26 protein-coding genes are annotated in these 22,353 nt (G+C 61.9%); 13 read left to right on the top strand and 13 right to left on the bottom strand.

Going from position 1 to position 22,353, the window contains the following annotated elements; genetic code table 11:
* Positions 1-484 precede the first annotated feature (484 nt).
* The 4 genes from NDB2M1_RS00470 (at position 485) to NDB2M1_RS00450 (ending at position 4,469) form a co-directional block, all read left to right on the top strand.
* Positions 485-1,447, top strand: a complete 963-nt coding sequence (locus NDB2M1_RS00470; protein WP_072378612.1) for a carbon-nitrogen hydrolase family protein — start codon at positions 485-487, stop codon at positions 1,445-1,447.
* Positions 1,448-1,470: 23 nt separating this feature from the next.
* Positions 1,471-1,896, top strand: a complete 426-nt coding sequence (locus NDB2M1_RS00465; protein ID WP_072378610.1) for a VOC family protein — start codon at positions 1,471-1,473, stop codon at positions 1,894-1,896.
* Positions 1,897-2,301: 405 nt separating this feature from the next.
* On the top strand, positions 2,302-3,546 hold the full coding sequence (locus NDB2M1_RS00460) for a tyrosine-type recombinase/integrase (RefSeq protein WP_082731127.1): 1,245 nt from the start codon (positions 2,302-2,304) through the stop codon (positions 3,544-3,546).
* 392 nt (positions 3,547-3,938) lie between these two features.
* Positions 3,939-4,469, top strand: coding sequence for a helix-turn-helix transcriptional regulator (locus tag NDB2M1_RS00450; protein WP_066528256.1), 531 nt, complete (start codon positions 3,939-3,941; stop codon positions 4,467-4,469).
* Positions 4,470-4,697: 228 nt separating this feature from the next.
* Here NDB2M1_RS00450 and NDB2M1_RS00445 read toward each other — a convergent pair whose 3' ends face one another.
* Positions 4,698-5,633 carry an AraC family transcriptional regulator gene (locus NDB2M1_RS00445; RefSeq protein WP_066528263.1) on the bottom strand — a complete coding sequence of 312 codons (936 nt, stop codon included), beginning with the start codon at positions 5,631-5,633 and terminating at the stop codon, positions 4,698-4,700.
* 186 nt (positions 5,634-5,819) lie between these two features.
* Here NDB2M1_RS00445 and NDB2M1_RS00440 point away from each other — a divergent pair, with 186 nt between their 5' ends.
* Entirely contained in the window at positions 5,820-6,341 is a 522-nt protein-coding gene (locus NDB2M1_RS00440; RefSeq protein ID WP_082731126.1) for a carboxymuconolactone decarboxylase family protein, read from the top strand.
* A 23-nt stretch (positions 6,342-6,364) separates the two neighbouring features.
* Here NDB2M1_RS00440 and NDB2M1_RS00435 read toward each other — a convergent pair whose 3' ends face one another.
* From NDB2M1_RS00435 to NDB2M1_RS23375, 3 genes are read right to left on the bottom strand one after another with little or no spacing between them, the layout of a single operon-like run.
* Positions 6,365-7,924: an IS66 family transposase gene (locus NDB2M1_RS00435; protein WP_072378606.1), complete on the bottom strand. Its 1,560-nt coding sequence runs from the start codon at positions 7,922-7,924 to the stop codon at positions 6,365-6,367.
* A 31-nt stretch (positions 7,925-7,955) separates the two neighbouring features.
* On the bottom strand, positions 7,956-8,312 hold the full coding sequence (gene tnpB, locus NDB2M1_RS00430; RefSeq protein ID WP_062346370.1) for an IS66 family insertion sequence element accessory protein TnpB: 357 nt from the start codon (positions 8,310-8,312) through the stop codon (positions 7,956-7,958).
* Positions 8,309-8,665, bottom strand: a complete 357-nt coding sequence (locus NDB2M1_RS23375; RefSeq protein ID WP_371328175.1) for an IS66-like element accessory protein TnpA — start codon at positions 8,663-8,665, stop codon at positions 8,309-8,311. Before NDB2M1_RS23375 ends, tnpB begins: the two co-directional genes overlap by 4 nt.
* Between NDB2M1_RS23375 and NDB2M1_RS23005 the strand changes: the two genes are divergently transcribed.
* From NDB2M1_RS23005 to NDB2M1_RS00405, 4 genes are all read left to right on the top strand, one after another.
* Positions 8,600-9,310 carry a nuclear transport factor 2 family protein gene (locus tag NDB2M1_RS23005; protein WP_253185732.1) on the top strand — a complete coding sequence of 237 codons (711 nt, stop codon included), beginning with the start codon at positions 8,600-8,602 and terminating at the stop codon, positions 9,308-9,310. The two genes, NDB2M1_RS23375 and NDB2M1_RS23005, sit on opposite strands and share 66 nt — an antisense overlap.
* Before the next feature lie 87 nt (positions 9,311-9,397).
* Entirely contained in the window at positions 9,398-9,991 is a 594-nt protein-coding gene (locus NDB2M1_RS00415; protein ID WP_072378602.1) for a ferritin-like domain-containing protein, read from the top strand.
* A gap of 1 nt (position 9,992) precedes the next feature.
* On the top strand, positions 9,993-10,406 hold the full coding sequence (locus tag NDB2M1_RS00410) for a c-type cytochrome (RefSeq protein WP_066649002.1): 414 nt from the start codon (positions 9,993-9,995) through the stop codon (positions 10,404-10,406).
* 31 nt (positions 10,407-10,437) lie between these two features.
* A complete protein-coding gene (locus tag NDB2M1_RS00405; RefSeq protein WP_318254616.1) occupies positions 10,438-11,016 on the top strand; it encodes a uracil-DNA glycosylase family protein in 579 nt (192 codons plus the stop codon).
* Between the two features lie 866 nt (positions 11,017-11,882).
* On the opposite strand, the gene NDB2M1_RS00400 is transcribed toward NDB2M1_RS00405, so the two are convergent.
* A complete protein-coding gene (locus NDB2M1_RS00400) occupies positions 11,883-12,695 on the bottom strand; it encodes an AraC family transcriptional regulator (RefSeq protein WP_058456591.1) in 813 nt (270 codons plus the stop codon).
* 95 nt (positions 12,696-12,790) lie between these two features.
* On the opposite strand from NDB2M1_RS00400, the gene NDB2M1_RS00395 reads away from it, so the two are divergent.
* Positions 12,791-13,336 carry a carboxymuconolactone decarboxylase family protein gene (locus NDB2M1_RS00395; RefSeq protein WP_072378598.1) on the top strand — a complete coding sequence of 182 codons (546 nt, stop codon included), beginning with the start codon at positions 12,791-12,793 and terminating at the stop codon, positions 13,334-13,336.
* 69 nt (positions 13,337-13,405) lie between these two features.
* Positions 13,406-13,777, top strand: a complete 372-nt coding sequence (locus NDB2M1_RS00390; RefSeq protein ID WP_072378596.1) for an SPW repeat domain-containing protein — start codon at positions 13,406-13,408, stop codon at positions 13,775-13,777.
* 287 nt (positions 13,778-14,064) lie between these two features.
* Here NDB2M1_RS00390 and NDB2M1_RS00385 read toward each other — a convergent pair whose 3' ends face one another.
* On the bottom strand, positions 14,065-14,622 hold the full coding sequence (locus NDB2M1_RS00385; RefSeq protein ID WP_066528270.1) for a cytochrome P460 family protein: 558 nt from the start codon (positions 14,620-14,622) through the stop codon (positions 14,065-14,067).
* Between the two features lie 116 nt (positions 14,623-14,738).
* Here NDB2M1_RS00385 and NDB2M1_RS00380 point away from each other — a divergent pair, with 116 nt between their 5' ends.
* Positions 14,739-15,665, top strand: a complete 927-nt coding sequence (locus NDB2M1_RS00380; RefSeq protein ID WP_072378594.1) for an AraC family transcriptional regulator — start codon at positions 14,739-14,741, stop codon at positions 15,663-15,665.
* A 348-nt stretch (positions 15,666-16,013) separates the two neighbouring features.
* A complete protein-coding gene (locus tag NDB2M1_RS00375; protein ID WP_072378592.1) occupies positions 16,014-16,907 on the top strand; it encodes a LysR family transcriptional regulator in 894 nt (297 codons plus the stop codon).
* Here NDB2M1_RS00375 and NDB2M1_RS00370 read toward each other — a convergent pair.
* The 7 genes from NDB2M1_RS00370 to trbJ form a co-directional block, all read right to left on the bottom strand.
* Complete coding sequence (locus tag NDB2M1_RS00370; protein WP_066528277.1) at positions 16,895-17,122, bottom strand: DUF2274 domain-containing protein; 228 nt, start codon at positions 17,120-17,122, stop codon at positions 16,895-16,897. The genes NDB2M1_RS00375 and NDB2M1_RS00370 overlap by 13 nt on opposite strands.
* Positions 17,119-18,291 carry a TraB/TrbI/VirB10 family type IV secretion system protein gene (locus NDB2M1_RS00365; protein WP_066528280.1) on the bottom strand — a complete coding sequence of 391 codons (1,173 nt, stop codon included), beginning with the start codon at positions 18,289-18,291 and terminating at the stop codon, positions 17,119-17,121. Before NDB2M1_RS00365 ends, NDB2M1_RS00370 begins: the two co-directional genes overlap by 4 nt.
* Complete coding sequence (gene trbG / locus NDB2M1_RS00360; RefSeq protein ID WP_371328181.1) at positions 18,288-19,169, bottom strand: P-type conjugative transfer protein TrbG; 882 nt, start codon at positions 19,167-19,169, stop codon at positions 18,288-18,290. Before trbG ends, NDB2M1_RS00365 begins: the two co-directional genes overlap by 4 nt.
* An 80-nt stretch (positions 19,170-19,249) precedes the next feature.
* A complete protein-coding gene (trbF, locus tag NDB2M1_RS00355; protein ID WP_066528281.1) occupies positions 19,250-19,933 on the bottom strand; it encodes a conjugal transfer protein TrbF in 684 nt (227 codons plus the stop codon).
* Between the two features lie 5 nt (positions 19,934-19,938).
* The gene (trbL, locus tag NDB2M1_RS00350) at positions 19,939-21,258 is read right to left on the bottom strand and encodes a P-type conjugative transfer protein TrbL (protein WP_066528283.1); all 1,320 of its coding nucleotides are present in this window, start codon (positions 21,256-21,258) and stop codon (positions 19,939-19,941) included.
* Position 21,259: 1 nt separating this feature from the next.
* Positions 21,260-21,586 (bottom strand): putative entry exclusion protein TrbK-alt, encoded by a 327-nt coding sequence (trbK-alt, locus tag NDB2M1_RS00345; protein WP_066528285.1) that lies wholly within the window; start codon positions 21,584-21,586, stop codon positions 21,260-21,262.
* A gap of 4 nt (positions 21,587-21,590) precedes the next feature.
* Complete coding sequence (gene trbJ, locus NDB2M1_RS00340) at positions 21,591-22,349, bottom strand: P-type conjugative transfer protein TrbJ (protein ID WP_143146568.1); 759 nt, start codon at positions 22,347-22,349, stop codon at positions 21,591-21,593.
* Positions 22,350-22,353 lie beyond the last annotated feature (4 nt).

Below are 22,353 nucleotides of genomic sequence, written 5' to 3'. Positions count from 1 at the left end.
GAATATTTGTTAATGAAGTGGTAATGTCGATTCGTGAAACGACGGTGACACCAGATCGGTCATCCGCGATGTCGGGCGCGGCCATGGCATCAATCCAGATCAGGCAGGCGTGCAGGATGCCCAAGTTGGTGCCAAGTTAAGTTCTTTACAAATCGCCGGATGATCACCGCGAGCGTGCTTCAGGGTGCATCAATTCGGACGTGCAACTACCCATCCTGAAAACCAGGTGGTTTCAGGTGCATCGAGCCGGCTCGAAACTAGGTTATGTCCCCCGAGGCGCGGTCAGGTATCGCTCCTCGAGGATTGGATAGTGGTCGCCGATGTCAGGCTGGTTACAATTTTCACTAGCCAGATATACGTAGAGACACGGGGATGAATGAGCTTGCCCCGTCTGCTGCCAGACGCGGCAAGCTGCCTGAATGGGCATTTCCCAGGACTGCCATGCTCGCTATGCCCGGGCACGTCGCACCGAACGGAGTACGCAATGTCGCAATCGAAAAGTCTGATGGTCGGCGTCGCCCAGATTGCTCCGGTGTGGCTTGACCGCGAAGCGACTGTCGCCAAGGTCGTGGAATGGATCGGGAAAGCGGCTGACGCAGGGTGCGGCTTCGTTGTCTTCGGCGAGGCGCTTATTCCCGGCTACCCCTTCTGGATCGAGCATACCGACGGCGCGCGGTTCAATTCCCCCAGCCAGAAAACGATGCATGCCCACTACCTTGATCAGGCGGTGCAGATCGAGGCCGGGCACCTCGATGCGGTCTGCCGCGCTGCTGCAGACCGGCAGATCGCCGTCATGGTCGGGATCATCGAGCGCGCGGCCGACCGGGGTGGTCACAGCGTCTATTGCTCGCTCGTGCATATCGGGGCGGACGGCGTGATCGCCTCGGTCCACCGCAAGCTCCAGCCCACCTATGAGGAACGGCTGAGCTGGGCGGCCGGAGACGGGCATGGCTTGCAGGTCCATGACATCGGCCCGTTCCGCGTCGGCGGGCTCAACTGCTTCGAGAACTGGATGCCGCTGTCGCGCGCCGCGCTCTATGCACAGGGTGAGGATCTGCATGTCGCGGTCTGGCCCGGCAATCTGCGCAACACGGAAGGAACCACCCGGTTCCTCGCGCAGGAGGGCCGCAGCTTCGTGCTGGCCGTCTCCGGCTTGCTGCAGCGCGCCGATATCCCCGCAAATTCGCCGATGGCCGCGATGCTGGAGACGTGCCCCGATGTGCTGGCCGATGGCGGCTCGTGCATCGCGGGCCCGGATGGTGCGTGGATCGTCGAGCCGGTCGTTGGCGAAGAAGCGCTGCTCACCGCCACGCTCGATCACACACTGGTCTTGCAGGAGCGGCAGAACATGGACATCGCCGGTCACTACGCAAGGCCGGACGTGACCCGGCTGGTCGTCGATCGGCGTCGGCAGTCCCTTGCCAGCTTTATCGATGATCCCGCCTGAACTTTGACGGCCATGGAGGCTTCATGACTGAGCTTACGCCCTTCCACATCGCCTTTCCGGTCGACGATCTCGACAAGGCGCGGGCATTCTATGGCGAAGTCCTCGGCTGTCCGGAGGGGCGCAGCTCGGACCACTGGATCGACTTCGACCTGTTCGGGCACCAGATCGTGGCGCACTGGAATCCGGCGCACCGGAAGGCGCCGGCCATGGCCAATCCGGTCGACGGGCACGATGTGCCGGTGCCGCACTTCGGCGTGGTGCTCACCATGCCCCAGTGGCACGCCCTTGCCGATCGGCTGCGCGCGGCAGGAACCGCATTCGTGATCGAGCCGACGATCCGCTTTCGCGGGCTGCCGGGTGAGCAGGCGACGATGTTCTTCCTCGACCCGGCCGGGAATGCGCTGGAATTCAAGGCTTTCGCCGATATGGCCTCGCTCTTCGCCACCTGAACTGGCCACGTCAGCCCAGCTGCATCACCCCGATACCCGGATCACCGCGCATCCGATCCCGCTCCGGCGCTCGGCGTCAGGCGATCACACTACGCTGGCTGCGATCTTGCGAAGGGTTGGCGCACCACCGAACGAGGCGAACAACATGGCTGCTGTGCTTGCCGGAAATGCCACGCCCGCAGCCGGGGTCAGCAAAATCGATCCAACTGTTCGAAAGGTTTGGTGGACGCACTAGGGCTCGAACCTAGGACCCGCTGATTAAGAGCGGAGCTTTGTGCCCTTTTCGTTCCTTTCCAATACTACGCCAAACTACGCTCAAGGGCTTGAAACGGTTGGAATAAATCCGCCGTGGATTACCCTTCGCTACGCCATCGTAATCCCGACATCTGATTACGTGGCGATTACGTGGACGAGCGTCAGATCATGCCGAATCAATCAATCACACTGCGAACAATCCAGTCGGTCACACCGGACCCGCACCGCGACATTTACGTGTGGGACCCCCGGCTAAAGGGTTTCGGACTTCGCGTCACGCCAAGAGGAGCACAATCGTTTGTGTTCCAGTATCGGGTCGACGGCGGGCCTGCCCGACGCAAAACGATCGGGCCCGTTGGTAGTCCATGGACGCCGGCCACGGCGCGCAAGGAAGCCGAGCGATTGCTGGTCCAGGTCTATCAGGGGATCGATCCGGTCGAAGCCAAACGCGAAGCCAAGCGGAAGAAGGAGACGCTGAACTTTCGGACCTACAGCGAAAGGTTCGTTGAGCTCTATCTCAAGCCGAACTGGCGGGGGACGTGGGGCTCGGCGCAATGCACGATCAACAACGTGTTTATTCCACGCTGGGGGAACCGACCCGTCCACGAGATCACCCGCGCCGATATCGTGAAGGTGCTGGACGAGTATTCTGATCGCCCTGCGCGACGCAAGGAGATCCACTCGCTCCTGCGCAAGTTCTTCAACTGGGCGACCGACCGGCAGGATATCGATGTCTCGCCGCTGGCCGGGATGAAGGCTCCGAAGGCCGTTCCATCGCGGCGCAGGGTGCTCAGTGACGAGGAGATTGTCGCCTTGTGGAGGGCGACCGAGAATTCCGGATGGCCGTGGGGGCCGTTCGTCCGGATGCTGATCCTGACGATGCAACGGCGTCAGGAAGTTGCAGAGATGGACTGGTCCGAAATCGACATCGATGCGCGTAGATGGACCTTGCCGGCCGATCGGGCGAAGAATGATCAGGAACATGTCATACCGCTGACAAGCCTCGCTTTGGCAGAGCTGCAGCTGCTTGGCCCGAAGCGCAAGGGCCTCGTATTCACGACCACTGGCACGACCCCCGTCTCGGGATTCTTCAAGGGAAGGGCGGCTCTCCACAAGGACATGATCGCGCACCTGAAGGCGAAGCAGATCGAGGACGGAGGAGACCCCGACCAGGTAGACGTTCCGAACTGGCGACTACACGATATCCGCAGAACCGGCGCAACCCATCTCCAGTCGCTGAGAGTCCCCGTCGAGGTGACAGAAAGCGTGCTCAACCATATCAGCGGAACAAGGGCAGGGGTCGCGGGGATCTACAACCGCTACAAATATGACGATGAGAAGCGCACCGCTCTCGATGCTTGGGACGCGAAGCTGCGGTCCATCCTGTCGACATAGGCCAATGAGACGCATGGTCTGATTCCAGACCATGGCTAGCTGCGCCTCTCGGCCCGCGTCGAACGCAGCGGAGCAGCACGGCAGTGAAACAAAAGGGGCACCGCAGATACCGTTGACATTTGTCAACAGATAGGCGATAAGGAGGTCGGTTGAATGGCTAGGCCACGCCATCCGAACAAGGAGATTGAAGCTGCTGTTGCCCATGCGGAAACACTGGGCTGGCGGGTCGTTCCGATCAGTGGCCACGCCTGGGGGCGGCTCTACTGCGCTTGGGCTGACCGGGACGGTTGCATGGTCTCGGTGTGGAGCACGCCGCGTAATGCGGAGAACCATGCCAAGGCTATACGACGGGATGTGTCGCGGTGCCCGCACGGGCAAGCGGAGTGAGTGAGATGAAGACGCATGAGTTCACGATTGTCGCCTCCGGCCTCGATCCCGAGGCGGACGGCTACGAAGACCGCTTCTTCGAGGCCGGTTGCGACGACGCGACGCTTTCGTTCCAGAAGGGCGTGATCATCGCCGAGTTCGCCCGTCAAGCTGTGTCATTTTCCAAAGCTGTCACAACCGCTTATAAGGATATACTCAAAACGGGTGCCAAGATCGAACGGGTCGAGCCGGATTATCTGGTGAACCTCAGTGACATTGCCGAGCGCTCAGGTCTCACCCGTCAGGCGATCTCGCTCTATACCAAGGCGGAACGTGGCTCAGGCTTCCCCAATCCGGTTGCACGCGTCACCTCCAACAGTCCTCTCTGGGATTGGCTGGAAGTCACCGAGTGGCTCCACGCCCAGGCAAAAATCGACCGCGAAGCGGTGGTAGAGGCGCGGATTGTCAAAGAGGCCAATCGCTTTCTCGAGTTGCATGACGAGCAGTCTGATAACTTCACGCGGCGACTGGAATTGCACGAGGATGCGGGACCCTAGGCGTATACAGGTCTGACGCCCATGCACCAATCCGATGGTAACGCACCACCCTATTGCTCAGATGGAGCATTTGCCGTATCTTTCCTCACCGGCTGATTAGATCGCCTATCAATAGCTTGAATTCGGGCAAATACATCGACATTCTAACAGCCATGAACAGGATCGACAAGTTGATTAATCAAAAGCAAGCATTAGTTTGTGCAGTCGACCGCGATGGCTTCGCCACTTCTACGCTGCGTTGCTGCTCATCCTTCGCTCTTTGGGCGAACAGCCGAAGCGCTCTGAAAACGCACGGGTGAAGGCGGCAGCCGAGCGATAGCCAACGCGATTGGCAACCGTTTTTATCGGGACATTGCTTTCCGCGAGTAGGTTGAGCGCACGCTGAAGCCTCCAGTCCACTATATAGGCCATCGGGCCACTGCCAACCAGCTCGCGAAAGCGCTCGGCGAAGCGGCTGCGCGACATTCCCACGGCCGCCGCTAGGCTTTCGACAGTCCATCCATGGGCGACATCACCGTGAATAAGGCTGAGTGCTTTGCCGATCTGAGGATCGTAGACAGCGGACATCAAACGGCTGATTTCGGGCGCCTGCGCGATGCCGGCGTGTATCGCCTCGATGAACAGCGCCTCGGACAGGCGGCTGACGCTGGCTGTGGCTCCCGGTTCGCCCTCAAACATGCGGCGCACAAGCAGGCGCAGAACGTCGTCAAGCATGGGCCGTGATGCACGGTCCGCTGCGGTAACATGCAACAAGTCCGGTATCGAACGCAGCAACGGGTGGTCTGCACCATCGGCAAAGGAGAAATGGCCGCATACCATTTGGCAGGATTCGCCGGCTTCGCCGCTCCCGACGATGAACGGCCCCGAGCCCGTGAAGCCTGCTTGCTGTATGACATCGCCAAGCGGTTGCCCTTCAACGGTTTCGCTGCTCGACAGCAAATGGCCAGCGCCGCCGGGAACAAGGGCAAGATCGCCAGCTCGCAACTTTGTGCGCGTCCCATCGGCGAGGGTGACGTAGCACGTCCCTTGTACCACCAGGTGAAAGCGCGCTGCACGCCTGTAGCTAGGGACGGCGATACTAAACGCCGGGTAAAAATCGGTGCGAAAGTAAATTGCGGCTTTCAGTGCTACTGTGTCGAGCACGTCGCTGAGTACATCGGTCATGCTGGTTGCATAGCACCGGCGTCCGCTAAATCCACAAGACTATTCGTGAAACGTTGCAGGTCATCCCAATGAATTGACCAGAAATCGTAAAATGGCGCCACGGCATTGCGTTACCTCCCACCGAAGCGCAACCAAGCATCGACGGAACTGCTAACCCTTCGCCAGGAACCGCCCCGGAGATTTGTAGTGGAGACCATTCCCCAGACTGATGCCGCGTCTGCGCCGTCGAAAACCCAAGACCTGCTGTATGCGGTGAAGAAGCAGATGGGCGGCTTGCCAAAAATTTTTGCCACCATGGCGCAATCACCGGCCGGGCGCAGTGGTTGTCCTGGAGTTGCCGGGGCACTCGCCGCAGGAAGCCTGTCAAATGTGAACCGCAAGCAGATTGCGCTCGCTGTCGCCGGTGCCAATGCGTGCGATTATTGCGCTTCGGTGCATACGGGACGCGGCAAGGGAGCAGGTCTTTCGTCCGACGAAATGGCCAGGAATTTGATTGGCAGATCGTCATATCCCAAGACCGCCGCTCTGTCGGGCGTCGCATGCGAAGTCGTTCGCCTACGTGGCCAGACAACGGCAGCTCAACTCGCAACGCTCACCACGCCGGTTCCGATCATGAGGCCGGTGTCGAGACTGTCGCGAACATCACACTCAGCATTTTCACGAACTACTTCAACCATATCGCGGGGACCGAAAATGATCTCCCGCTGATGCGTTCGCGGTAAGCGCTGTTCTCAGGCCACGGCGGTCCACGGCATGAGCTCACCGACGGCGTTCGCTGGGTGACCCGCAGCCAGCTTGGTGAGGGTTTCCGCCAACCAGGCGTGCGGGTTGATGCCCGAGATCTTGCAGTTCTCGATGAGCGTGGCGATCACCGCCCAGTTGTCGCCGCCCTCGTCAGAGCCTGCGAAGAGCGCATTCTTGCGATTGAGGGCCAGCGGCCGGATCGACCGCTCGACGGTGTTGGAATCCAGCTCGACGCGGCCGTCGTCGAGGAACATCGACAGACCGCCCCAGCGGGTCAGCGCGTAGCGGATGGCATCAGCAAGCTTGCTCTTGGCACTGACCTGCCGGAGGCGTGCCTCGAGGTAGACGTGCAGGTCATCGGCGATGACGCGGGCTCGTTCGGCGCGCACGGCGCGGCGCTGCTCCGCGGAGGTGCCGCGAACCTCGTCCTCGATCGCGTAGAGCATAGCGATCCGGCGCAGCACCTCGGTCGCAACCGGCGACTTGTCCGCCAGCTCGTAGAACTTCCTGCGCACGTGTGACCAGCAGAAGGCGAGCTGGATCTGCTGCCGCCGCTTGGCGAGCGCGGTGTAGCCGCCATAGCCATCAACCTGCAGGATGCCGGCGAAGTCACCAAGATGCGCCTCAGCGCGTTCGCCTTTACGATCGGCGGCATAGACATAGGCCACCATCGGTGGATCGCCGCCGCCCCATGGTCGGTCATCACGGGCGTAAGCCCATAGCTGACCGGTCTTGGTCCGCCCGCGCCCTGGATCGAGCACCGGTGCGGTGGTCTCGTCGGCAAACAACCGCTCCGATCGTCGCAATCGTTCGAGAATGTGATCCCGCAAGGGGCGTAGGTACCAGGCTGTCCGGCCGACCCAGTCCGCCAAGGTTGAGCGGTCGAGCTGGATGCCCTGCCGCGCGTAGATCTGGGCCTGACGGTACAGCGGCAGGTGATCGGCGTACTTGGCGACCAGGACCTGCGCGATCAGCGCCTCGGTGGGGATGCCGCCGTCGACGATCCGCGCCGGGGCCGGTGCCTGAACGATCGCGCCCTCGCACGAGCGGCAGCCATAGCGCGGGCGGCGCGTGACCAGCACGCGGAAGGCGGTCGGCACCACGTCGAGGCGCTCGGCCACGTCCTCACCGATCTGGTGGAGTGCGCCGCCACAGCAGGGGCAGGCCTTATCCTCAACGTCGACGACCTGCTCGATCCGCTCCAGGTGAGCAGGCAGCGAGCCGCGGTTGGCCTTGCGCGTTCGCTCGCCACCGGCCTTGCTGACTGCTGCTTCACGGGCTGCGCGGGCCTTACCAAGTGCCGTCTCTACATCTTCCAGGCCGAGCTGGAGCTGGTCGGGATCCAGTTGCTCGGACCGCGCGCCGAACCGGTGACGCATGAACGCATCGATGATCGACTGGAGCCGCTCGATCTCCGCATCGGCCTCGCCCTTAGCGAGTACCAAATCTGCGGCAGCGGCACGTTCGGCTGCCACCAAGCGGACCTGTTCCAGCGCGAACGCACGGAGCGCTTCGACGTCCTCGGGAAGGTCCGCATCGATGAGCATGACGAGAGTGAATCAGCCGAAGTACGCCCCGTCAACCGGCAATCTGTGGCGCGATCGGACGGCGCCCGCCGTGCACCCGGCGCCAGTCCAGCCCCTCCAGCAAGGCGGCGAGTTGAGCGGCCGTCAGGCGCATCACACCGTCCTGGACCCCCGGCCAGCGAAAGCCTCCTTGCTCGAGCTTCTTGGCCATCAGGCAGAGGCCAGTGCCATCCCACCACACCAGCTTGACCCGGTCCGCCCGCTTCGCCCGGAACACGTAGATCACGCCAGAGTAGGGATCGCCGCCGTACTCCTTGCCGACCAGCGCGGCGAGCGCGTCGGGGCCTTTGCGGAAATCCACCGGGCGCGTGGCGACCATCACTCTCGCACCGGCACCAGGTCCGATCATCGCGTTGCCCGGAGCGCTTCGATCACCGCAGCAATCAGGCTCGCATCGGCGTCACGGCCAATCTTCACCGCCACTCCATCGATCTTCAACTCGACGGCTGCCGTGCTCGTTCGCCGTCGGCGCCGCGAACGACGTGTGGGAGCCGGATCAGCTGCATCAACCGCATCGATCACGGCAGGCACAAAGACAGGCGCTTCCGACCGTCGCGTTGCTGGAATGAGGCCCTCAGCCTCGAACTGCTTCCGCAGATCCCGCCGCCAAGCGTAAACTTGCGACGGAGCCAGTCCGTGCCGACGCGCGACGGCGCTGACACCTTCACCAGCGTAGCACTCGGCAACGATCGAGGCCTTCACCTCGGGTGGCCAGTCCCGCCGCTTGCCAGCACCCGTGAAAACCTCAAATCGCTGCGCGCCCTTGCTCACAGGATCATCACCCGAGATTATCATAGTAGCAGCGCGCCCCAGTCCGTCAGAACACAAAGACTCGGCGCTGCTTCCTACAACCGCAAGGTGGGGTCAGGGCTCCGCTTACCGTTCGCGGAGCGCCTTGTTTGTTTAGGCGACCCGAACGGGCCGGTTCGCCGCCCCCAGCGAACCGGCCCAACTCGGTCTTCAATCACATTCAATCCGAAGGAAAAGCCAATGACCAATCCAATAGAAGCTGCCGAAAGCGCATCAAACGCGCTCACCGCTCAGGGCAGAATCCTTGAGTCGATCGACCAGTACTATGCCGACAATTGCGTATTCATCGAACCCGATGGCGCAAGCCGCACTTCGAAGGCTGCAGAGCGCGCACATCTTGAAGGCTTTTTCGCGAGCCTGAAGAGCTTCGAAAGCGCGACGTTGCACGGCCAGGCCGTCGGGGACAATTTCTCGGCGAGCGAATGGACGTTCAAGATGACGGCCGGTGATGGCAGCCCGATCATCTGGCACGAAACGCTCGTGCGCACCTGGCGGGACGGCAAGATCGTCTCAGAAAAATACTACACCCAGGCCTGATCTCGGGCGACCCGATTGGCTCCGTTTCGACTTGAATCCCGGCGCACAGCGCGCGGGTAATTTACTACTCCAACAGAGGGAAATCTCATGTCCAATGAAAATGAAGTTGCCATCCAGTCCCGCCGTGCCCTGTTCCGTTCAGCTGGAATTGCCGCGGCTGGGTTTGGGCTCGCCACCCTTAACGCACCGTTGCTGGCCGCGCCACGCAAGATAGCGCGCCGCGGCGATACCGTCAGCTCAGATGTCGGCGTGATGCAGGGTGCTCTTGCACTTGAACATGAAGGTATCGCTGCGTATCGCATTGCCGGCGGAAGCGGGCTGCTCAGCAAAGGCGTGCTCGACGTTGCGTTGGTTTTCCTCGGCCATCACGAGGGGCACCGCGATTCACTTGCCAAGCTGATCGCGACGGCTGGTGCAAAGCCTGTCGAACCCAAGACCGATGCCGAGTATATTTCGGCACTTAACATCGGCGCGCTCAAGTCAGAAGGCGATGTCATTAAGTTTGCTGCCGGCCTCGAACAGGGCGCGACGAACGCCTATGTCGGCCAGATCGCTGCGTTGCAGGACCACAAGCTGGCACATCTCTTCGCGCAACTTAGCACAGACGAAGCGGTTCACTGGGCCATTCTCAACAACGCGGCGGGCGGCGCGATGCCCAAATCTGCGTATCTGTTCGGCTGATATGGCAAGTCGCAAACGCATCGAGGCCGGGGTCGCGGTTTGCGCGATCCTGGCCGGGGCCGGACTGGTGTTTGCCCCCACCGCCGCGCCGGCGCAAGCGGTGGGCAATCTCGCAAATGGCCAGGCGCTTTATCGAGCAAAATGTGGCGGATGCCATTCCATCGAGGCAAACCGTATCGGCCCGGCGCACCGCGGTCTCATTGGACGTCGGATCGCAACGGCACCAGGCTATGCTTATTCTCCGGCACTCAAGAAATTGACCGGCGTTTGGACGCCGGCGCGGATCGATTTATGGCTGCAGGGACCCCAAAAAATGGCGCCAGGCTCGAAAATGTTTTCGACTGTCTCCGACGCCGCGCAACGGCGCGACATTATTGCTTATCTTGCCGCAAACTCGTCCGTGGACCGGAGGTAGCGGGACGCCTGTTATGAGATCGTCAGACTGCTTGCTGGAAGACATTCGAGCGTGCACCCTGTGCGCTGAGCATCTGCCAGCCGGACCGCGCCCGATCGTTCAGTTCAGCGCAACCTCAACAATTGTCATCATCGGTCAGGCGCCCGGCGCGCGGGTCCATGAGAGCGGCACTGCCTGGGATGACGCAAGCGGCGAGCGGCTGCGCGAGTGGACGGGGCTGACGCCCGATATTTTTTACGATCCGGCGCAGGTCGCACTTGTGCCGATGGGCTTTTGCTATCCCGGCACCGGGAGCAGTGGCGATTTGCCGCCGCGCCTCGAATGTGCACCAATGTGGCATGATCGCGTCATGGCCGTGCTTCCACCCGCGCGATTGACGCTGCTCGTTGGAAGCTATGCACACCAGCGCTACTTGGTCGAGGACAAAAAACAATCGCTGACTGAACGTGTTGGTAAATTTCACGAGTACCTGCCGCACTACTTTCCGCTTCCGCATCCATCCTGGCGTAGTATGGGCTGGATGAAACGCAACCCATGGTTCGAGCACAATGTTCTGCCAATGTTGCGCGATGCAATTGGAATGCGAATAGGCACTGCCCCACACGAGTAGGCTTGTCAGTGTTTTAGGCGACCGCCAGGCCATTGGTAGGCGCTTGGATCCCCTCGTGGGGCAATTTGGCGAACGAGGGCTTCTCGGTTCGGTGCTGGGCTACCCATGCGGAAGGGCTGGGCTGGCGGGTCGTTCCAATTAGTGGCGATGACTGGGATCGGTGTTATTGGCGCTGGGTTGACCAAGACGGCTGCATCATTCCGGTGTGTCGGCGGTGATAGCAGGCGATCAAACAGGTTTGCTGTCGGGCGACGGGTTCATTTCCAGCAGGGTGCCGCGTCCGCGAGGCTATCGAACAGGTCATACCAATGCAGTCGTGTCTACCGTCCATAGTTGCCGTGGCTTTCAAAGTGAGGCGACCGCCAATGGGCAAGTGACAAGCGGTCGGAAAAGGGCGCATTTAATGTGGTGGAGGGGTCTCCACTTTGCGGGATCTTCTGCGAATAAGTCAGACAGGAAGGTGACGATGGAGCAGGTACCGGCTGTTGAGTTGGATTTGGCAAAGCCGGTTGGCTAGGTTCACGGCGTCAACACACAGTGCAATGTGCCCTGATTGGGACGCACAGCAATGTTTTCGAGCCCAGCGATGCACCATTCGGGGTCATAACGCGCCTCCGTCCCGTCTGAGCGCCATATCCAATGATCCCCATTTATGTCCTAGTTCGATCCGTCTTTCCGGCATGCGGTCCTATCAGCGATACTGATCGGCCAAGGCGGAAGGTGCTCGCTCAATCGAACGCGCGCGCAATGCTGGTGTTGGGTACCGCAGCTTGCATCCTAGCCCAGCATTCAGCCATGCCGCCGCGCGATCCATGTCCAGGCGGTCACGCGTTCACTGCCGCATCCATGTCTACCAACTGATCATGTTACCTTAATCTCTGCTTCACTTGGCGCGGTGCTTCGCCCGTGACGCGAGCGAACACCCGTGAGAAGGCTGCGGCACTATCATATCCGACGCTGTCGGCCACGGTCTTGACCGGCTTGCCTGCGGCAAGAAGGTCACGCGCAATCGTCATTCGCCACCGGGTCAGATAGTCGATCGGCGTCCGCCCAACGCAGGCGCGAAAATGCGTGGCAAAACGGGTGCGCGACATGCCGGCCACCTCTGCCAGATCATCAAGAGTCCACGAATGCCTTGGCTGTTCGTGCATCGCCGTCAGCGCCTTGGCCAATCGCGGATCGGCAAGGCCGCCCAGCACACCATCATTCACCAGGCCACTGGCGACAACATGACGCACTACCAGGATCAAGAGATAGTCGAACAAATGGTCGATGGCGGCCTGACGCCCATTATTGTCGCCAAATCCTTCGACAAGCAGAAGATCGCAGGCGGGCCCCAGCGTCGGGTTCTCGGCCAGCGGCAGGATGACAAGGTCGGGCAGTCCTTCGCCAATCGGGTTGCCATTATCGCCGCCCAGATCGACCTTCGCGCAGACCAGATCAGCCCCGCCTTCCGCAGCGCCAGTGAACCGATGCGCCTGTCCGCGCGGGAAGAAGAGCAGCGTTGGTTCGTTCAGAATGAGATCGGCCTCGCCAGATCGGCTCAGCGTCAACGCGCCGCTCTTGAGAAGGTGGAGGTAGCCGCAATCGGCAAATTGCGCGGTCGTACACAAGTTGCCGGTAAAGAATGTCCGGGCGCTCGGGGCAGTGTGGGCAAAGAGAGCGGCAAAGATGTCCATGTGAACGATCTGCAATGAAGTTGGCACCAATCTGCACCGATAACAGCCGATAGAGGCGTTGTGCAAGCCCGCACTGACCAACAGAGGAAACGCAAATGCCCCGCATCAACCCCGTAGAACTCGCCACTGCCGACACCGGCGTCCAGGCCACCCTCGGCGCTGTTAAGGCGAAGATTGGCATGGTCCCGAACCTTTTTGCGACCTTCGCTCATGCTCCTGCCGTGTTGAATGGCAACCTCGCCTTCGCAGATGCACTGGGAAGTGGTGTGCTGACCGCTGCACAGCGCGAAATCGTTGCGCTTGCCGTCGCCCAGTACAACAGCTGCCACTATTGTCTGTCGGCGCACACGCTGCTCGGGAAAGGTGCCGGCCTTTCGCCAGAGGCTATCCGCGCCGCCCGTCTGGGCAAGGGCCAAGATCCCCTCGACGATGCGATCGCGACGCTTGCCTTGCGCATCGTTGAAACACGCGGTCACGTGACCGACAGCGATCTGTCAGCAGCCCGCCTTGCTGGCCTCGACGACGCCCGCATCGTCGAAATCGTCGGTAACGTCGCGCACAATGTTCTGACCAACTTCATGAACAACGTCGCCCAGACCAAGATCGATTTCCCGGTCGTCGATGTGGCGGTTGCGGCCTGATCATAATGCGTGCGGGCCGGTGCAGGACATCGGCCCGCTCCTCAACCACTTCCATAGGGAACCCTTGCCATGAAACTGCAATTCCTTACCCCTGCGCTGCATGGCGTGCTTGACTATGTCGCCGCTGCCGCCCTTATTGCGCTGCCATTCCTGCTCGGCTTTGAGGGTATTGAGCTTTGGCTCTCTGTTGCCGGTGGGGCGGGCTTGATTGCCTACAGCCTGCTCACTGACTATGCATTCGGTGCGGTCAAGCTGGTGTCGTTCGATGCACACTTGTTGCTCGATCTTGCCGCAGGAGTAGCCTTCATTGCCGCGCCATTCTTGCTTGGCTTCACCGCTCTGGCTTCGATCTACTACCCGGTTATGGCAGCTGGCGTGATCGCGGTGGTTACCTGTACCTCGCGAGCCAACCAATCAGGCCGAAAGAACGCCGCTGCCTGAGCACGTCTATCAAGGACACAAGAGTTGTTATCAACAATGCCACCCTGCATGCCCCGATCACGGCATGCAGGGTTTGCCACGTCTGGAGTTTGGCGCTCCACGACCTGAGCCATAGCCCAACGCCCTCAGCGCCATGATTTAGTCGGCAGAAAAATTACGGGTACGGAACTCAATTCCTCACTATTCTGACCTTTGCAGAATCAGCCAACAGCGTTGAGCCCGTGAAAGCGGGCCCGCTTGTCGCAAGGCGAGGCGGTGTGCGGATCCCAACAGAGGCACCGCTCCGCTTATTTCTTGAGCACCGGATAGCCATCGACATAAATCGAGTCAGTCGCATTGGCTGGCAAGTGGCAAGTCAGACAATCGGTCTTGTAATCGGTCGATTTCGTCTTGGTCGGGGCGCCCTGATCAAACCATGCCCAGCCCCAGCCGTCGCCCCACAACTTGTTGTCGGGATGGCTGTTCTTGCTGTCCTTCACCATAACGAACCAGCCTTTCAAGGCTTTCGTATGGCTGACAGTGCCCGTTGTCATTGGTCCCGTCGTCGCCTCGAACACCTCTTTTACTAGCGTCGTGCCGTCCGCGAACGTGCCGGTAGCGCGATGCCCGGCTGCAGCACCGGGCGAGGCATAGACGATATGCATCTCCTTTGATCCGGGTGTGCCATCGGCCGCCACAGCCCAAGTGCCGAGATATTGATAGGTATCACGATAATCGGCAGGTACGCGCAAGGTGCCTGCGGCGTCAGCGCCGCTATTTTCCGCTCTCGTTTCGGTCGCCTCGCTACACCCGGCCAACAAAAGCGCCGAGGCTGCAAACAGCAGCGAACCCTTCGGAATGTGCATGAGATATCTCCCTGTTGACGTAGGCATTCGCTAACGCAATGCTTGTCTCTTCATGATGAAAGCCATGTAGATCAAATATTTGTGCAGAAGGGCTCTTTCTCTTGTCCAAACGTCTCTTGTCGCGAATCGACCTTGATGCGCTGTTCGATCAACTGCGTGTCGAGCCGATCGCTTTTTCCGAATGCTTCATTGCCCCCGCTTGGGCGTTGGCCTTTTCAGCCACCCCGGCATCAGGTCTTCACTATGTGTTGCATGGCGAAGGTGAACTGGTGTTAGGGTCGGGCGCGCCTGTTCCCTTCGGCCCGGAAACGCTGCTTGTTACCCCGCGGGACACCCCTTACCGCATCCAGGCGCGGTCTACTCCAGAGGCACGGACAGGTTGTGGAGGTGTGGTCGCGGTAACCATCGACCTTGGACAACCCACACTGAAGCGCTGGCAGGCAGGAAGTGACGAGCCAGCGCTGAAGATCGTCTGCGGCCATTTCCGTGCAATACAGGCTGGCGATCGCGACTTATTCGGTGCGCTTGATGCACCGGTGGTGGAGCATTCCGGCAAAGATAGTGTCGGCAGTCTGATGCCATTGATCCGCACCGAACTCAGTGGGAACAACACGGGCGGCCGGACTATGGCCGCAGCGATGCTGCGCCAGGTTTTGGTGATACTGTTGCGCCGCGGGCTCGCCGAACAGCAGAGTTGGCTTGGTGCGCTTGATCTGGTTAGCGATGAGCAGGTGATGCGTGCCTTCAGCGCCATGGTGCATGAGCCCGGTGCGGCACACAGTGTGATGTCCCTGGCGCAGCTGGCATGCTTAAGTCGGTCGGCCTTCATTAAGCGGTTCCAGGCGTCGTTCGGACACCCTCCCGCCACAGTGCTGCGCGAACTGCGCTTGCTCGCTGCGGCAGACCGGTTGCTGCGTAGCCGCGCATCCGTCGAGCAAGTCGCGCGCGGCGTGGGCTATGCGAGCCCAAGCAGTTTTTCGCGTGCCTTTACCACGCGTTTCGGCGTTAACCCGGCGGCATATCAGGCGAGCGCCGAAGAATGAGGCGCTTGATCTCCGCACAGATAAATCTCTTGCGGCTAACGTGTTGTTTTATTCATTTTGGCGGAGGCATATAATGTAAATGTTGAAAAAAAATTGTGGCGAAACGCGAACATAGGTGTTCGCCTAGTCGCTCGTCTCAACAAATGAAGATCCGTATGAAATTGTGAAGTAATGGCCTGATGTAACATAAGCGGTTGCGTTGTGCTCCCATAATTCAATCGGGCCGCGCCATAGCATCGCGCAGCGGTTGTTCGTCGCTCGATGTAGCTTGGATAAAGGAACCTAGGGGCTTCGGGCTTTTGGTGATAGCGCGAAGCACGGGGATAAAGATAAGGGTCGCAAAGCCTTATGATCGAAGTGCGTCAGCTCAGATTTGCGGTAGCCACCGCCGATGCCCAGAATTTCTCACGCGCCGCCGAAGCAATGCGCATCAAGCAATCGACCTTGAGCAGACGAATAGCCGCCCTGGAAGCGCGCCTCGGGATCAAGCTCTTCGAACGCAGCACGCGCGGCGCAATACCGACCGAACAAGGCAAGGCGTTCCTCAGTGTTGCCCGGCGCATTCTCACCGATATCGACAATCTTCAGACGACAGCCCGCGCGGTCAGCTATGGCGAGGAAGGCAGGATCGCGGTCGGCTTTTCTGCGTCCCTGATGGCCGGCAATATGCGCGCGACCATTGGCGAATATATGCGGCGTCACCCCGATATTCAGTTTGACGGGATCGAAGCCGATCCCGAGCGGATGCTCAGCGATCTGAAGGCCCGGATCATCGACGTCGCGCTGATGCCATCGGACGCGCACGACGCCGGCATCTCGCGGCGCTCGGCATGGTCGGAGCGATTGCTTGTTGCGTTGCCGAAAGACCATCAATTGGCCACATCAGACCGGATTCACTGGAGTGATTTGCGCCGACAGGTTCTCGTGCTGCCCAGCCAAGGCGTGGGGCCCGCCATGGCCCGCAATCTGAAGTGTCGATTGTCAGATCAGGGCTATCGTGCCCACCTGATCGTGCAAGACACAAGCCTCGAAAGTGTTCTGAGCACGGTCCCGTTCGGGCGGTACGTCACGCTTGCCACCGAAGCCTCGATCGGGGTGCAATGGCCGGAACTGACGTTCCTCGAGATCATGGATCAGGGCGGCCCTGCGCGGCTCGACTATGCGTTCTACTGGCGCGAGGATAACGACAACCCAGCGCTGAAGCGGTTCTTTGAACTGCTCAGCGAACGCTACCCGGCCTGACCCGAGCGCCGCAATCTGGCGAAGGACCGGTCGGTCGCGATGAAGCGCTCGATCATCGGCGGGATCAGCCGCTCGGGTGTGGGAGCATCTTTGGTATCGCCGCCGTTGATCGCCAAGCCATAGGAGAGCAGTTCGCGGTGAAGTCGGGACGAGAGCTCGATGGTTACCTTGACCGGCTTTTCGTCGGCCAGGTCGGCCAATTTCAATCGGGTCATGACTCGTCTCCCAATATCAGATCACGGGTCACGAGTACGCGCACGGGAAAACCCGGACGGATCGTCAATGTTGGCCGCACATCGAGCTCGCGGCTGACGACCTGTTCGCCCGCGCGGCCGATGCTGTCCTGCGAGCCTCGGCGCAGCGCGCGGGTGAGATTGTCGTCATTGCCCGCGCCAAGCTCGCCGCCAACACCCAGCAGGGTCGAGACCAGCGCGGCCCGCAGAACGCCGCCCCAATGAAAGTCCACGCCGTCCTGCAGCCCGGCAAAGCCGGATGGGTCGCCGCCGGGTTGGCGTTCGAGCACGATCGACCGGCCATCGGGCAGGATCAGCCGGTTCCATGCGAGCTGCACCCGGCGCTGTCCGAAGGACACGTCGGCATTATAGTCGCCGATCAGCCGAGACCCTTGGGGGATGAGCAGGATGCGGCCGGTGACGCTGTCATGGACAGGTTCGGTCACCTGCGCGGTGACCTGACCTGGAAGATCAGAGCGGATCCCGGTGATGAGTGCTGCAGGAATGATGCTGCCCGCCTGCAAGACATGGGTGCCCGCTGGCGGCTCGATCCGACTGGCTGATACCGTCCGGCGCTCGGCGGGGCGGTCGGCAAAAGCAGGGCGCGGCGCCTCGGCAGCGAGCTGGGGCACCGGCGGCCCACCGCCGGCATCGGCAACTTCCGATCCGTCACCGACAGCAGCTGCTCCCGCACCGCCACCAAAGAACAGGCGGCTTTCGCGAGCGGCGCTGCGTTCCTGCAGCAGCCGCTGGCGTTCCGTCTCGGCTGCCGTTTGCGCAGGCGTTGGCGCAGGGCCAGTGGGCGGCGCAGCGCCGATCGGCGGAAGCTCGGCGACATCCCCGCGCTGTTGTGCCGCCAGGATCGGCGCGCCGAGATCGCCGGGCAGGGGCGGGCCCAGCTTGGGGACATCACCATAGTCGCGAGGGGCATCGGCCAATGCGTCGGGCTGCGCCGCGCCTTCGGTGTTGAGCAGCTCCTCGCGCTCGGCCTGGCTCGCGGGCTGCAGGGCATAGATCAGCGCACCGCCGACAAGGGCAAAGCCGCAAGCCGACGCGATGCCGATGGCCTTGCGCGACAGCCGCATGACGCGCGGCGGATCGCCGCGCAGCTTGACCGCCTCTTCTGGCGTTGGAGCAGCTTCGTCGCTCATGACGGCGACCTCCGGCGTTCCTTGCGGATCTCGACGCGCTGCTGCGAACGGCGGTCGCCAAGGCGCAGTTCGGCGCGCTCGAGCAGCCGGTCGACGATCATAAAGCGGCCGGACACGCGGTAGTTGAGGAGCTCGGCCTGATTGCCCTCGCCAAGCCCGAACAGCGGCGGCATCTGACCTTGCTCCACGCTTTCGGGAAACTCGATAAAGGTCTGCCGCCCGTCATCGAACACGCGCACCGGTCGCCAGGAGGGCCGATCGCCCAACAGGCGATAGCCAAAATTGAGCGCCTCGACCGGAATACTGGCAGCAATTGGTGCCGCGCGCGCCTCGGCTTCCTGCGCCTGTTGCAAGGCGATCAACTCGTCCTGCGGATAGGTCCAGGAGACCGACGCCATGTAGACCGACGGATTGGCACGCAGCTCGATGTGATAGGTGCGGCGGTCGGTGTTGATGACAAGGTTGGTGGTGATGTCGGAGCGGACCGGCTTGACCAGAATGTGGACCCGCGCATTGGCCCCGCGCCCGCTTACGGTGTCGCCGATCAGCCAGCGCACGGTATCGCCCGCAGCGACAGGTCCGGCGCCAACCAGCTGCTCGCCTTCCTGCAGCGCAATGTCGGTCACCTGTCCCGGCGCGGCATAGACCTGATAGAGCGCGCCGGGAGCCCAGGCATAGTTCTGGATCGCGTTGATGAACTGCTCGCCCTCGGGCTGCACGCGCGCGGCGGCGTTTGCCGCTCCCACCCGGTCCCTGGGGGCAGATGGCTGGGAGCGGCGCGCGGCGCGGGAGGGGACTCGCCGCGGTTCGGATTGCGTCTGCATTGTTGCGGTGGTCGCCGCCTCGACGACCACTGGCGCCAACTCTGCTGACACCATCTGTGCTGAAGCCGGACAGGCAGTTGTTCCAAGCAGGACGGAAAAGAGGGTCACTGCAAGGCGACCGGGAATGGGCGAGATCATGAGCCAAGTTCCTTTGACCAGTTGATGGCATTGACGAAGATGCCGAGCGGATTCTTGCGCAGGGCATCGGGGGTGCGCGGGGTCTGAACGGTGATCGTCAGGATCGCGGTCCAGCGACTGGTCTCGGCGAGGCTGCCATCGCGGTAGCGGCGTTCGACCCAGGCAACGCGGAAGCTGATCGGCGAGGCGCGGATGACGCTGGTGACATCTATCCCGACCTGTTCGCGGCCTACAGCCGCGAAGGGATCGTTGGTCCGGGCATAATCGTTGAGCACCAATGCGCCGCGATCGGTGACAAAGTCATAGGCGCGCAGCCAGTTCTGGCGGACAATGATCGGATCGTCGGGAATGCTGCGCACCTGCTCGATGAAGCGTGCCAGGTGGAATGCGATCTGCGGGTCGCTTGGGTCAAAGTCGCTGACCGCAGGGGCGACAGCCTGTGCTTCGCCAAGCTTGTCGACCTGCACCACCCAGGGAATGATCGAACCCTGAGAGCCTTGCCAGACGATCCCCGCAGTGAGACAAGCGGACAGGCCGAGCGCGCCGAAAAAGGCATAGCGCCAGCTTCGCGCCTGCACCCGCGCCGAGCCGATGCGCTCGTCCCATACCTGCGCTGCGCGGTGGTAGGGCGTTTCTGGTTCGGGGGTCTTGCCATAGCGGATCGAGGGTCGTCGGAACATGTGTGTCAGTCCTTTTCTGAGGTGTCGACCGAGGCGCCGCCGCCGTGGCTGTCGCCCGATTTGAGCGTGTGCGCGGCGATGCTCGCGCCATGGGAGATCGTCTGCCGGTCCTTCATCGCCTTGGCCCAGGCAGGCTGGCCCTGATCGGCAGCTGCGGGCGACGGGGGCGGCGGCGTGTTAGGTCCGGGTGTGATGCTGCCGCCGGTCTTGGTGATGGCGTCGCGGCTGCCTTCGCGGAAGGATTGCTTCACGCCGTCACCGGCCTTGCGCAGCGGCGATGTTGCAGCGCTGGCAGCATATTCGCCGACGGCACGCGCGCCGCCTGCGACCGCTGCGCCGCCCGACTTGCCTGCAGAGCCGAGAGCGTAGGCCATGGTCGCGCCGCCTGCAGCGCGCGACGTGCCTTGCGCGACATTGGAGGCAGCACTGGCCACCGCGCCGCCCGCCAGTTTTGCTCCGGCAACGGCACCGGCGGCAGCGCCGCCCGCGAGCAGCGCGGTGCCGGCTGCGGCGCCTGCGCCAAGCTGCGGCCCGCCCGAGACGATGCCATTAGCGATCCCGGGGCCAAAAATGCCGAGGCCGAGCAGCGCCAAGCTTGCCAGCACGATCGACAGCGCGTCTTCAATCGTGGGTTCGCCCGCGATAGCGGTAGTGAACTCGGAAAAGATGGTCGAGCCGATGCCAACGATCACCGCAAGCACCAGCACCTTGATGCCCGACGAGACGACATGGCCAAGCACGCGCTCGGCCATGAAGGCGGTCTTGCCGAACAGCCCGAACGGGATCAGCACGAAGCCGCAGAGCGTTGCCAGCTTGAACTCGATGAGGGTGATGAACAGCTGGATCGACAGGATGAAGAAGGCGATGATGACGATCGCCCAAGCGACCAGCAGGATCACGATCTGCAGGAAATTCTCGAAGAAGCTGACAAAGCCGAGCAGTTCGGAGATCGACTCCAGCAAAGGATAGGCGGCATCGAGCCCCACTTGCGCGACCCGGCCCGGCTGCAGCAGTTCGGCCGCTGTAAACCCGGTGCCACTGGCCTTGAGGCCAAGCCCGGCGAAACTTTCGAACACGATGCGCGCGAGGCTGTTCCAGTTGCCGATGATGTAGGCAAAGATGCCGACAAAGAGCGTCTTCTTGACCAGGCGGGCAAGAATGTCGCCCTGCTCGCCCCATGACCAGAACAGCGCTGCCAGTGTGACATCAATGACGATGAGCGTGGTTGCGATGAAGGCGACCTCGCCGCCCAAAAGGCCGAACCCGCTGTCGATGTAGCGCGAGAAGATGTCGAGGAAGCGGTCGACGACGGCGGTGCCACCCATGTTAGCGATCCCCCGTCATATCGAGGGCGGCATCCCCGCTGTTGTCAGTCACAGGGGGCACGACCGCCGCATCACGCTCGGCCTGCCCCAGGAACCGGCGGCGTTCGGCTGCCCAGGCTGCGGTGCAGATATCGACCGATGCCGCCTCAAGGCCGAGCGCTGCGCAATAGGCGAGGGTGGCCTTTGCATCGTCTCCGGCTTCATGTGCCGCAGCGATGACATCGCGTGGCGGCGGCGCAGGCTCTTCGCGCAGTTCGAGCACGGCCATGGTGATGGCAATGGCGACGAAGGCGCCGGCCCCAATCCGCGCAAAGAGCTTGCTGTCCATCGCCTCAGTTCCCGAACAGCCGGGCATTGCCCGGGACATAGGGCCGGCGATCGCCGAGGAAGCGGCGAAGCTGTTCGCGGGCCTGCGCCTTGGCGGCCGCTTGTGCAGCGGCGTCGAGCGATTGTGCCCGCGCGAGCGAGGCGACCGTAGCGGTCAGGTCCACGAGCTGCTGCGCCTGCACCGCCAGCAGCTGATTGCCAGCCTGCGCGGCCTGAAGCGCGCCGGTTGCCGACTGGCTTGAGCCAACGAGGCTGTCGATGGCGCCGCGCGTGCCGTCGATATTGCCGACCACGCCGGCCTGAACCCGTAGGGCATCCTCGAAGGCGCCGAGGCTGTTCTGCCACCGGGCTTCGGCGCCCTGGACCAGCATGCGCTGCGGCCCCGTCATCGCGCCCGCGCGATAGTTGTTCTGGAACTCGCGTTCGATCTGACGAACATCATAAGCCACGCGCTGCGCCTGTCCGAGCAAGGCCTGGGTCTGCCGGATCTGCGCTTGCAGCGGTTCGAGCACGGTCAGTGGCAGCGATTGCAGGTTGCGCGCTTCGTTGACGAGCGAGGTCGCCTGGTTCTGGAGCTGCCGGATCTGGTTGTTGATCTGCTCGAGCGTGCGCGCGGCGGTCAGGATGTTCTGGGCATAGTTGCGCGGGTCGAACACCACGCCGCCAATCTGTGCCCTGGCAGCGGTCGGCAGCATGGCGCCGACGCTGACCGAGAGAACCGCGGCACTGGCAGCAAGCATCGAGACGAATTTACGGGCTTTCATGGGC

Source organism: Novosphingobium sp. NDB2Meth1, from assembly GCF_900117425.1.
Lineage (GTDB): Bacteria > Pseudomonadota > Alphaproteobacteria > Sphingomonadales > Sphingomonadaceae > Novosphingobium.
This window is presented reverse-complemented; position numbering and strand designations above follow the sequence as displayed.